This window comes from Isoptericola sp. b408 (assembly GCF_030588085.1).
GTDB lineage: Bacteria > Actinomycetota > Actinomycetes > Actinomycetales > Cellulomonadaceae > Isoptericola > Isoptericola sediminis.
The window spans coordinates 889346-900202 of record NZ_JAUQYQ010000001.1; the positions used below are offsets into that span (position 1 = coordinate 889346).

Here is a 10857-nt window from a genome sequence, read left to right on the forward strand (position 1 = left end):
TCCGGGCGCGTCGGGAAGATAGGTTCGGATCGTGACCCGTGCTTCTGACGCGCCTGCGGGCGCTGCTTCGACCCTGCCGACCGGCATCCCGCTGACGGACTCCGCGTTGGCCGACCGGATCGCGCAGCGGCTGGCGCAGGTCGACACGATGCTCGACGACGCGGTGGCCTCGACCGACGCACTCGCCGACGACGCCGGTCGCCACCTGGTGGCGGCCGGCGGCAAGCGGTTCCGGCCGCTGCTGACCCTGCTCGCCGGCGAGCTCGGCGACGGGTCCGCGCCGGAGCTCGTCGAGGCCGCGGTCGTCGTCGAGCTGACGCAGGTCGCCTCGCTCTACCACGACGACGTCATGGACTCCGCGCCCGTGCGCCGCGGGGCCCCGGCCGCGCACACCGTGTGGGGCAACACGGTGGCGATCCTCGTCGGCGATCTGCTGTTCGCCCGCGCGTCCGCCCTCGTGGCGGGTCTCGGGCCCGAGGCCGTGGTGCTGCAGGCGAACACGTTCGAGCGGATGTGCCTGGGCCAGCTCCACGAGACCACCGGTCCCGGCGAGGGGGACGACCCGGTCGAGCACTACCTGCAGGTGCTCAGCGACAAGACGGCCTCCCTGCTGTCCACCGCGGCCCGGCTGGGCGCGATGTTCGGCGGCTGCCCGGACGATGTCGTCGAGGCCGTGGCGGCCTACGGCGAGAAGGTCGGCCTGGCCTTCCAGCTCGCCGACGACGTGCTGGACGTCGCCTCCTCCGGCGCGGAGTCCGGCAAGACCCCCGGGACGGACCTGCGTGAGCACGTGCCGACGATGCCGGTCCTGCTGCTGCGCCAGCGCGTCGCGCGCGGGGAGGGCACCGCGGCGGACGCCGAGCTGCTGGCGCGCCTGGACGGGGACCTGTCGGACGACGCCGTGCTGGCGGCCGTCGTCGCGGACCTGCGGGAGCACGACGTGCTCGCCGAGACGCGGCGGCGGGCCGTGGGCCGGGCCCGCGAGGCGGCCGCCGAGCTCGAGCCGCTGCCGGAGGGGCCGGTCAAGGCGGCCCTGACCGACCTCGCCACCGCGCTGGCGGACCGCACCGTCTGAGATCCGCTGCCCGTTCCGGACGTGCGCCGGAGCCGACGCCGGTCGCCGTCAGCCCGCGAGCAGGCGGTGCGCCGTCAGGGCGACCGCGGCTCCGCCGAGCATGAACGGCCCGAAGGCGATGGCGGTGGACCGCGTGGCCCGCCGGGTCGCGAGCAGCACCAGGGCGGCCGTGCCGCCGAGCAGGAACGGCAGCACGGCGGTGGCCGCGAGGACCGGCCAGCCGAACCAGGCGGTGACGAGCCCGAGCGGCACGGCGAGCTTCACGTCCCCCAGCCCCAGGCCGCTCCGGTGCAGCAGGTGCAGCACCAGGTACCCGCCACCGAGGACGGCCGCGCCGAGCAGGCCCCTCGCCACCACGGCCCAGGCCCCCGTGACGGCACCGGCGACGGCCAGCAGGCCGGTCACGAGGGCCGTCGTGGGGTAGGTGAGGGCGTCAGGGAGCCGGTGGGTGCGGACGTCGACGGCGAACAGGGCGAGGCCGGCGACGGCGGCGACCGCGACGGCCGGGGTCGCCCAGCCCGGCCCGCTGACCCACACGGCCCAGGCGATCACGGGCAGGGCGCCCGACACGACGGTCCGCCGCACGGGGGCGACCTCGCTGCGCGTGCGCTGCATCATCGTCGGCATGGCCGGATGCTAGGCCACGGCGTCGCGAGACGGTTTGTCCGCCAGGCAAGACGGCCTGTTCATCCCCCGAGACGGGTGTGGCATCCTGGGATCCCGTTGAGACCCTGGCAGTGAGGTAGACCTCATCTCTGCCGAGGCAGAACCTCCTAGAATCGAACTCCACGCAAGCCCCGATCCGGAAGGCGTACCTCGCAGTGAGCAGCACCCGACCTCTGCGCGTCGCGATCGTCGGTGCAGGCCCCGCCGGCATCTACGCCGCGGACATCCTGTCCAAGACCGACCTCGACGTCAGCATCGACCTCTTCGAGCGGCTGCCCGCCCCGTTCGGACTCGTGCGCTACGGCGTCGCCCCCGACCACCCGCGGATCAAGGGCATCATCAACGCCCTGCACAAGGTGCTGAGCAAGGGTGACGTGCGCCTGCTCGCCAACGTGAACTACGGCGTCGACCTCAAGCTGGAGGACCTGCGTCAGTACTACGACGCCGTCGTGTTCTCCACCGGCGCCATCAAGGACGCCGCCCTGCCGATCCCCGGGATCGACCTCGACGGCTCCTACGGCGCCGCCGACTTCGTCTCCTGGTTCGACGGCCACCCCGACGTGCCGCGCACCTGGCCGCTGGAGGCCCAGCACGTGGCGGTCCTCGGCGCCGGCAACGTGGCCCTTGACGTCTCGCGGATCCTGGCCAAGCACCCGAAGGACCTGATGTCCACGGAGATCCCGGCGAACGTGCAGGCCGGTCTGGAGGCCTCGCCGGTCACGGACGTGCACGTCTTCGCCCGGCGTGGACCCGCCCAGGTGAAGTTCTCGCCGCTGGAGCTGCGCGAGCTCGGCCACGTGCCGGACGTCGACATCGTCGTCTACCCGGAGGACTTCGACTTCGACGAGGGCTCGATGCAGGCCATCGAGGCGACGAACCAGACCAAGCAGGTCGTCAAGACGCTCACCGACTGGACCCTGGTCGAGCCGTCCCAGCAGACCGCCTCGCGGCGCATCCACCTGCACTTCCTGCACTCCCCGGCCGAGGTCCTCGGCGAGGACGGCAAGGTCACCGGGCTGCGCACCGAGCGCACCGCGCTGCAGGGCGACGGCACGGTCAAGGGGACCGGCGAGTTCCACGACTGGCCCGTGCAGGCCGTCTACCGGGCCGTCGGCTACTTCGGGTCCCCGCTGCCGGAGATCCCCTTCGACGACCTCAAGGGCGTCATCTCCAACCGCGAGGGGCGCGTCGTCGACCTCGACGGCGAGCACCTGCCCGGCGTGTACACCACCGGTTGGATCAAGCGCGGACCGGTCGGCCTCATCGGCCACACCAAGTCCGACGCCTCGGAGACGATCCGCCACCTGGTCGAGGACGTCACCGGCGTCGGCGACGGCGGCGACGTGACCGAGGGATCGCCGGAGGGTGGTCGCACCGCACCGCACGGCGAGCCGCAGCAGATCGTCGACTTCCTGGCCGAGCGCGGCGTGGACGTCATCACCTGGGACGAGTTCTCCCTGCTGGACGCCCACGAGCTGTCCCTCGGGGAGACGGCCGGCCGGGAGCGCGTCAAGGTCGTGCCCCGCGAGGAGATGATCGACATCGCGAAGGGCCGCCACTCCTGAGCGGCACCTGATCGACGCGCGAGGCCCCGGTGGGATCCTGCCGCAGCACCCGTGCGGCCGGTCGGAGGAAGGAGTCACCTGGTGGGCCATCGCCACTTCAACGGTCTGAAGACCGTGCTGCTCTTCGGTGTGCTGTGGGCGGTGCTGCTCGGCCTGTGGGCGGTGTTCTTCCGTGGCAGCCAGGGGATGCTGTTCCTGTTCATGGCGTTCGGCCTCATCGGCACGTTCATCGGGTACTGGAACTCGGACAAGATCGCCATCAAGGCGATGCACGCCTACCCGGTCACCGAGCTCGAGGCCCCCGAGATGTACCGGATCGTGCGCGAGCTGTCCACGGTGGCCCGCCAGCCGATGCCCCGGCTGTACATCTCGCCCACCCAGGCGCCCAACGCGTTCGCCACCGGGCGCAACCCGAAGAACGCCGCCGTGTGCTGCACCGAGGGGATCCTGCGCATCCTCGACGAGCGCGAGCTGCGCGGCGTGCTCGGCCACGAGCTCATGCACGTCTACAACCGCGACATCCTCACCTCCTCGGTCGCCTCGGCGCTGGCCGGTGTCATCACCTCCCTGGCGCAGTTCCTGCTGATCTTCGGCGGGGGAGACCGGCGCGAGGGCGGCAACCCGCTGGCCGCGCTGGCGCTGGCCATCCTCGCCCCGTTCGCCGCGATGCTGATCCAGATGGCGATCTCGCGCACCCGCGAGTACGACGCCGACGAGGACGGTGCCAAGCTCACCGGTGACCCGCTCGCGCTCGCCTCGGCGCTGCGCAAGCTCGAGCAGGGCACCAAGGCAGCCCCGCTGCCGCAGACGCAGTCCCTGGAGAACGTCTCGCACCTGATGCTCGCGAACCCGTTCCGCGGCGGCGGCATGGCGAAGCTCTTCGCCACCCACCCCCCGATGGACGAGCGCATCGCCCGGCTGGAGAAGATGGCCGGCGACGGCTTCGGCCCGGGCGGCATCACGCGGTACTGACCCGGGCGGTCCTGGCCTCCAGGAGACTCCTGGGTGCCTTCGCTACGCTGGCGGACGATGAGCGCCGACGTCCCACCGCCCCGCCCCCTGGCCCCCGAGCACGACGAGGACCCCCGTGTCGTTGCCTGGGAGCAGCGCACGGAGTGGCCGCTGATCGCGGCTGCCGGCCTGTTCCTCGTCGCCTACGCCATCCCGATCGTCTGGCCCGGCGTGCCGGCCGCGGTCCACGAGCTCTGCTCCGTCGTGGTCTTCGGGGCCTGGTTCGTGTTCGTCGTCGACTACGTCGGTCGCCTGCTGCTCGCGCGTCGGCGGTGGCGGTTCGTCCGGCGTAACCTGCTCGACCTGGCGATCGTCGCCGTCCCCGTGCTGCGCCCCCTACGGCTGCTGCTGCTCGTCAAGGCGATCAAACGGCTGAACCGGGCCGGCGCCAGCGCGATGCGCGGTCGCGTGGTGCTCTACGCGGCCGCCGGATCCGCGCTGCTGGTCCTGGCCGGGTCCCTGGCTGTGACGGAGGCCGAGCGCGGCGCCGAGGGCAGCACGATCCAGAACGTCGGGGACGGGTTCTGGTGGGCCCTGGTGACGATGGCCACCGTGGGGTACGGCGACACCTACCCGGTCACGGTCACGGGCCGTTTCGTGGCGGTGGGCATGATGCTCGGCGGGATCGCGGTGCTCGGCGTGGTCACGGCGACCCTCTCCTCGTGGCTCGTGCAGAACGTCGAGGCGGACACCGAGGAGAGCCGGACCGAGCCCCGGGACGCCACCGACGACCTCTGGGCGCGCCGCGGGGACGTCGAGAGCCTGGTCACCGAGGTCCGGGCACTGCGCGAGGAGGTCTCCCGGCTCCGGGCCGACGGCGCCGGGGTGGGGACGCGATCGGGCTGACGTCACACGGAGCGGAGGGCCGCCTCGAGCGTGGCGGCGACGCCGTCGTCCTCGGCGCTGCCCACGACGACGTCCGCGCCCGCCAGCAGGTCCGGGTGCGCGTCGGCGACGGCGTGCCCGCGCCCCGCCCAGCGCAGCATCGCCAGGTCGTTCGGCATGTCGCCGAAGGCCCACACGTCCTCGGCGTCGATGCCGAGCCGGGCGCACCAGCGCGCCAGCGCGCCGTCCTTGGTCACCTCCGGGGCCAGCAGCTCGGCGAGCCCGGCCGCGCCGGAGAAGGCGAGGTGCGCGCGCTGCCCGACGACGGACCGGACCGTGGCGAAGAACTCCTCCTGGTCCGCGTCGCCCACGTCACCACGCTGCACGTCGCCAGGTCGGGTGGAACGCCCCGGACCGGGCCGGACGGCGAGCAGCTTGCCCACCGGTGCCGGACGACCGGTCCGCACCGCGGCGGGGTCCAGCGTTCGCTCGACGGGGACGGCGCGCACGGCGTCGGGCAGCCCGGGCTCGCCGCGGGGGAACCAGGGGTCGAACGTCGGTCCGTCGTGGCGTTCGAGGGCGAGCGCGACGTCCTGGACGGCGTCGCGCAGGTCGCCGACGATCGTGCGCAGCGTGTCGTCCTCGAACCCGTGGACCTCCTCCGCCGTCCCCGTGGCCAGGTCCCACACGGCGGCCCCGCCCAGGCACACGACCCGGCCGTGCCCGCCCACGCAGTCGGCGAGCCCGTCCAGCCAGCGCGGCGGACGTGCGGTGACGAAGAGCACCTCGACACCGGCGTCCTCGACGGCCCGCAGGGCCGCCCGCGTGCGCTCCGAGACGGTGCCGTCCGGGCGCAGGAGGGTGCCGTCCAGGTCGGTGGCGACCAGGCGGGGGAGCGGCGCCGTGGTGGTCACCGGTAGTTCGTGAACTGCAGCGCGACGTCGAGGTCGGCGGACTTGAGCATCGCGATGACGTCCTGCAGGTCGTCGCGCTTCTTGGAGGTCACGCGCACCTCGTCGCCGGTGATCTGCGTCTTGACGCCCTTGGGGCCCTCGTCCCGGATCAGCTTCGTGATCTTCTTCGCGTTCTCGCTGCTCAGCCCCTCCTTGAGGGAGGCGACGAGGCGGTACTCCTTGCCCGAGGCCTGCGGCTCGCCCTCGCCGGTGTCGATCGCCTTCAGCGAGACGCCGCGCTTGATGAGCTTGGTCTGGAACACGTCCAGTGCCGCGTTGACCCGTTCGGCGCTGTTGGCCGTGATGACGATCGACTCACCGCTCCAGGCGATGGAGGCACCGACCCCGCGGAAGTCGTAGCGCTGGTTGATCTCCTTGGCCGCCTGGTTGAGGGCGTTGTCGACCTCCTGGCGGTCCACCTTGGAGACGATGTCGAAGGACGAGTCGGCCACGGGTGTGCTCCTTGCGTGCGTGGGTCAGGGTTCGGTGTCCACGGTAGCCGGTGCGGCGGCGGCCAGGCGGGTCGCACGGGACTGCCGCAGACCGTCCACGGTGAGCACCACCAGGGCCACCCAGACGAGCACGAAGCCCGCCCAGCGGGTGGGCGGCATCTGCTCGCCGAAGAGCAGCAGGCCCAGCAGGAACTGCAGGAACGGCGTCAGGTACTGCAGCATCCCGACCACGGACAGGGGCAGCCGCCGGGCGGCCGCGGAGAAGAGCAGCAGGGGCAGGCCCGTCACCACGCCGCACGAGGCGAGCAGCAGCGCGTGGCCGACGCCCTGGGTGCTGAAGGTCCCGGCGCCGATCGCCGCCAGCCAGAACAGGTACGCGAGGGCGAACGGCGTGGCGACGGCGGTCTCCGCGGCCAGTCCCGGCAGGGCTCCGACCCCGCGGCCCACACGGTTCTTCACCAGCGAGTACAGGCCGAAGGCGCCGGCCAGGACCAGCGAGATCCAGGGGATGCCGCCGACGCCGGTCGACAGCACGACCACCGCGACCGCGCCGAGCCCGAGCGCGACCCACTGCGCGACGCGCAGCCGCTCGCGCAGGACGACGACGCCGAGCGCGACCGTGAGCAGGGGGTTGATGAAGTAGCCGAGCGCCGCGTCCAGGACGTGCTGGGTCAGGACCGCGTAGACGTAGGTGGTCCAGTTGACGATGATCAGCACCGACGCGACGGCGAGGAGGGCCATCGTGCGAGGCCGGTGCAGGACGTCGACGAACGAGTGCAGGGACCGGGTCGCGGCGAGCAGCACGATGCAGAAGACGAGCGACCAGACGATCCGGTGCGCGATGATCTCGAGTGGGCCGGCCGGCTCGAGCAGGGGGAAGAACAGGGGCATCGCGCCCCAGATCAGGAAGGCGGAGAACCCGAGCGGGAGCCCCCAGCGATCCTGCGCGGCAGGAGGTGTCACCACCCGAGAGTAGACCGCCGTGACGGGCCTGGCCCGCAGGGTGACCAGGGCCACGTCGAGCGGATTTCCACCCGGGCCGTCGGACCGCTATGGTTGTCTCCGCGAGTTCGTCCGCGAACTCGCCCGGCAGGTTGCCCGAGCGGCCAAAGGGAGCTGACTGTAAATCAGCCGTCATCGACTTCGGGGGTTCGAATCCCTCACCTGCCACCGCGAGGATCGACCTCACCCCTGGTGAGGTTCTTCCATCGCTCGGGGGAGACGCCCGTGCGGTACCGCGGACCGGATTTCGTCCGGGCCCACGGAGCCGTGTAGAGTCTTCCTCGCGCCCCGATAGCTCAGTCGGTAGAGCATCTCCATGGTAAGGAGAAGGTCAAGGGTTCGATTCCCTTTCGGGGCTCTGTGTGACGAGCGCGGGATCGTCGTCCGAACCATCGGTCCGACGGTCCCGCGTGGTCACGCGCGGCGGGGTAGCTCAGCTGGTCAGAGCGCACGACTCATAATCGTGAGGTCGCGGGTTCGAGCCCCGCCCTCGCTACCAACACACAACACGCGGTCCGACGGCCGGCGTCGGACCACATCCTTGACGCACGTAGCGCCTTCCGGGGGCGCGAGAGGTGAAGACCCATGGCTGCCAAGAGCGCTGACGTCCGCCCGAAGATCACGCTGGCCTGCGTGGACTGCAAGGAGCGGAACTACATCACGAAGAAGAACCGCCGGAACAACCCGGACCGCCTCGAGATGGCGAAGTTCTGCCCGCGCTGCGGCAAGCACACCGCGCACCGCGAGACCCGCTGAACCCGTCTCGAGAGAGACGTCCCGACGTGGCGAACCCGGACTTCGCAGGCCGTGAGTACCCGGCCACCGAGCCGTACTCGGTCGGCCGCGAGAAGATCCGCGAGTTCGCCGTCGCCGTCGGAGCCTCCCACCCCGCGCACCACGACCTCGTGGCGGCGCGGGGTCTCGGCTATCCGGACCTGGTCGCGCCCCCGACGTTCGCCGTCGTGGTCGCCCAGCGGGCCGAGCAGCAGTACGTCGCCGACCCCGAGGCCGGCATCGACTTCTCCCGCGTCGTGCACGCGGACGAGACCTTCACCTACGACCGCCCGATCGTGGCGGGGGACGAGATCGCGGCCGTCCTGCACGTCGACTCCGTCACGCAGCGCGCCGGCATCTCCATGGTGACCACGCGGTGCGAGCTGTTCGCCGCCGCCGACGAGGGCGCACCCGGCGAGCACGTCGCGACCGTCACCTCCAGCCTCGTCGTGCGCGGGGAGGACTCCTGATGGCCCGCCCGCAGCTCGCGGACCTCACGGTCGGCGACGTCGTCGCCACCCGCACGGTCGAGATCGACCGCGCCACCCTGGTCCGGTACGCCGGTGCCAGCGGGGACTTCAACCCGATCCACTGGGACGAGCAGTTCGCCACCGAGGTGGGGCTGCCCGGCGTCATCGCGCACGGCATGTGCACCATGGGCACCGTGGTCGACGTGGTGACCGACTGGGCCGGCGACCCCGGCGCGATCGTGCGCTACGGCACCCGCTTCACCAAACCCGTTCCGGTGCCGGCCCGCGGGGCAGCCGCCGTGGAGGTCGTCGCCACGGTCGGCGCGACCGACGCGGACGCCGGCACCGCCCGGATCGACCTGACGGTCACGCACGAGGGCGTCAAGGTCCTCGGTCGCACGCAGGTCGTCGTCCGCCTCTCCTGAGCCGACCCCGGTCGGCAGATCACGGCGTGATCACAACCCTTCCCAGTCGAAAGTGACACGAGTAATCTACGCTTGGTAGCGCTCCCAACGTCGGGGGCTTTCGTCGAAGGAGATGCTCATGCCTGGTCCCAGCACGTCACCCCTCACCGCGGCGGTGTCCCGCCGCGGCGTCCTCATCGCCGGTGCGGCCGGTGCGGCAACCCTGGCCGCCGGGATGCAGGCCTGGGCGTCCCCCGCGACTCGCGGCGGGGTCGCGGGCTCGACGTCGAGCGCCGACTCCCTCGAGCGGGCGCACGCGTTCCTCGGCGCGATGACCGACGCCTACCCCGAGGTCAACAGCGGGCCGCGCATGGCCCAGTCCTACGCCGACCAGCTCGGTCTGTTCTCCACGGCGTTCGTGTACGACGTCGCGCTGACGATCTGCGCCTCGCTGGCCGGCGGCCACGTGGGCCGTGCCACCACCCTGGCCGACGGCCTGCTCTTCGCCCAGCAGAACGACCCCACCTACGACGACGGCCGCCTGCGCCAGGGCTACAACACCGGCCCGTACACCTTCTACGACGGCACGCCGCAGCCCTACGGGCTCGAGCTCCCCGACGGCACCGCCAACATCGGCTGGCAGTTCGGTTTCCTCGGCACCGCCGTGGGCGACATGGCCTGGCCGGGCATCGCCCTGCTGCACACCTACAGCGCCACCGGTGACGGCCGGTACCTCGACGGTGCGGTCCGCATCGGTGAGTGGATCCTCGACAACACGTGGTCCGAGCGTCCGCTCGGCGGCTTCTCCTTCGGCGTCGACGGCGGCAACAACCCGATCCCCAACGGGTCGACGGAGCACAACATCGACTGCGTCGCGTTCTTCCGCCAGCTCGAGGCCCTCGAGGGCGGCGACCGCTGGCGCCGTGCGCAGGAGCACGCCCGCGCGTTCGTCGACATCATGTGGGACCGCCAGGGCGGCTTCTTCTACACGGGCACGAACGACGGCGTGGAGATCAACCGCGACCCGCTGCCGCTCGACCCGGCGACCTGGGGATGGCTGGCGCTGCAGGCCGAGCGGTACGCCCGCTCCGTGGACTGGGCCGCCGACGACCTCGCCACCCGCGACGTCGCGGGCGAGGGCAACTCCCAGCTGCCGGGCGACGTCACGATCTCCGGTGTGACGTTCTCCAGCGCGAGCCTGGTGTCCACGGCGTCGTACAACGGGCTCCCCGTGCACCAGCAGGGTGTGTGGCTCGAGGGCACGGGCCAGCTCGCCTGCGCCATGGCCGACCGTGGCCGCGGGACCCGGGACTCGGGGCGGGCGGACGACCTGCTGGACGAGATCCGGGTCGCGCAGAACCTGGTCGGCGCCGGCCAGACCGTCGGCGGCGACCCGCTGCCCGACCGCGGTGGCGTCGTGGCGGCCTCGAGCCTCATCGACACCGGCTTCGGGTTCGGCTACTTCCAGATCCAGCACACCGGCGCGACCTCCTGGTACGTCATGGCGGCGGAGGGCGTGAACCCGCTGCAGGTGGGCGGCCTGGGGGTCTGACCGCACCCCCGCACCCCGCCCCTTTCGCTGTGGGCATGGAATCGGGGGGGCCGCCCCCCAGGGGGGGCGGCCCGGCCCACGGCCACACCCGCGCACACCCCGCGCGGG

12 protein-coding genes and 3 tRNA genes are annotated in these 10857 nt (G+C 72.1%); 11 read left to right on the top strand and 4 right to left on the bottom strand.

Annotated features, from left to right (window positions below):
* The first annotated feature begins 31 nt into the window (after positions 1-31).
* Positions 32-1075: a polyprenyl synthetase family protein gene (locus Q6347_RS04130; RefSeq protein ID WP_304606758.1), complete on the top strand. Its 1044-nt coding sequence runs from the start codon at positions 32-34 to the stop codon at positions 1073-1075.
* Between the two features lie 48 nt (positions 1076-1123).
* On the opposite strand, the gene Q6347_RS04135 is transcribed toward Q6347_RS04130, so the two are convergent.
* Positions 1124-1702, bottom strand: coding sequence for an A24 family peptidase (locus Q6347_RS04135; protein WP_304606759.1), 579 nt, complete (start codon positions 1700-1702; stop codon positions 1124-1126).
* 194 nt (positions 1703-1896) lie between these two features.
* On the opposite strand from Q6347_RS04135, the gene Q6347_RS04140 reads away from it, so the two are divergent.
* The 3 genes from Q6347_RS04140 to Q6347_RS04150 all read left to right on the top strand — a co-directional run bounded on the left by Q6347_RS04140 (position 1897) and on the right by Q6347_RS04150 (position 5163).
* Positions 1897-3306, top strand: coding sequence for an FAD-dependent oxidoreductase (locus Q6347_RS04140; protein WP_304602539.1), 1410 nt, complete (start codon positions 1897-1899; stop codon positions 3304-3306).
* 81 nt (positions 3307-3387) lie between these two features.
* Complete coding sequence (gene htpX / locus Q6347_RS04145) at positions 3388-4278, top strand: zinc metalloprotease HtpX (RefSeq protein ID WP_304602538.1); 891 nt, start codon at positions 3388-3390, stop codon at positions 4276-4278.
* Positions 4279-4335: 57 nt separating this feature from the next.
* Positions 4336-5163, top strand: a complete 828-nt coding sequence (locus Q6347_RS04150) for a potassium channel family protein (protein WP_304602537.1) — start codon at positions 4336-4338, stop codon at positions 5161-5163.
* Between the two features lie 2 nt (positions 5164-5165).
* Here the strand turns inward: Q6347_RS04150 and Q6347_RS04155 are convergent, their stop codons facing one another.
* Genes Q6347_RS04155 through rarD form a run of 3 tightly spaced genes read right to left on the bottom strand, consistent with a single transcriptional unit; the run spans position 5166 to position 7510 of the window.
* Entirely contained in the window at positions 5166-6056 is an 891-nt protein-coding gene (locus tag Q6347_RS04155; RefSeq protein WP_304606760.1) for an HAD family hydrolase, read from the bottom strand.
* On the bottom strand, positions 6053-6547 hold the full coding sequence (locus tag Q6347_RS04160) for a YajQ family cyclic di-GMP-binding protein (protein WP_171247882.1): 495 nt from the start codon (positions 6545-6547) through the stop codon (positions 6053-6055). The genes Q6347_RS04155 and Q6347_RS04160 overlap by 4 nt, the downstream gene beginning before the upstream one ends.
* 24 nt (positions 6548-6571) lie before the next feature.
* Complete coding sequence (gene rarD, locus Q6347_RS04165) at positions 6572-7510, bottom strand: EamA family transporter RarD (RefSeq protein ID WP_369810801.1); 939 nt, start codon at positions 7508-7510, stop codon at positions 6572-6574.
* A gap of 125 nt (positions 7511-7635) precedes the next feature.
* Between rarD and Q6347_RS04170 the strand changes: the two genes are divergently transcribed.
* The 7 genes from Q6347_RS04170 (at position 7636) to Q6347_RS04200 (ending at position 10749) form a co-directional block, all read left to right on the top strand.
* Positions 7636-7717 (top strand) — tRNA-Tyr (locus tag Q6347_RS04170).
* A 117-nt stretch (positions 7718-7834) separates the two neighbouring features.
* Positions 7835-7907 (top strand) — tRNA-Thr (locus Q6347_RS04175).
* Positions 7908-7971: 64 nt separating this feature from the next.
* Positions 7972-8048 (top strand) — tRNA-Met (locus tag Q6347_RS04180).
* Between the two features lie 86 nt (positions 8049-8134).
* Positions 8135-8305 carry a 50S ribosomal protein L33 gene (rpmG, locus tag Q6347_RS04185; protein ID WP_171247884.1) on the top strand — a complete coding sequence of 57 codons (171 nt, stop codon included), beginning with the start codon at positions 8135-8137 and terminating at the stop codon, positions 8303-8305.
* Between the two features lie 26 nt (positions 8306-8331).
* A complete protein-coding gene (locus Q6347_RS04190) occupies positions 8332-8793 on the top strand; it encodes a MaoC family dehydratase N-terminal domain-containing protein (protein WP_304606761.1) in 462 nt (153 codons plus the stop codon).
* The gene (locus Q6347_RS04195) at positions 8793-9218 is read left to right on the top strand and encodes a MaoC family dehydratase (RefSeq protein WP_304602534.1); all 426 of its coding nucleotides are present in this window, start codon (positions 8793-8795) and stop codon (positions 9216-9218) included. Before Q6347_RS04190 ends, Q6347_RS04195 begins: the two co-directional genes overlap by 1 nt.
* Before the next feature lie 118 nt (positions 9219-9336).
* Positions 9337-10749, top strand: coding sequence for a Tat pathway signal sequence domain protein (locus Q6347_RS04200; RefSeq protein WP_304606762.1), 1413 nt, complete (start codon positions 9337-9339; stop codon positions 10747-10749).
* The last annotated feature ends 108 nt before the right edge of the window (positions 10750-10857 follow it).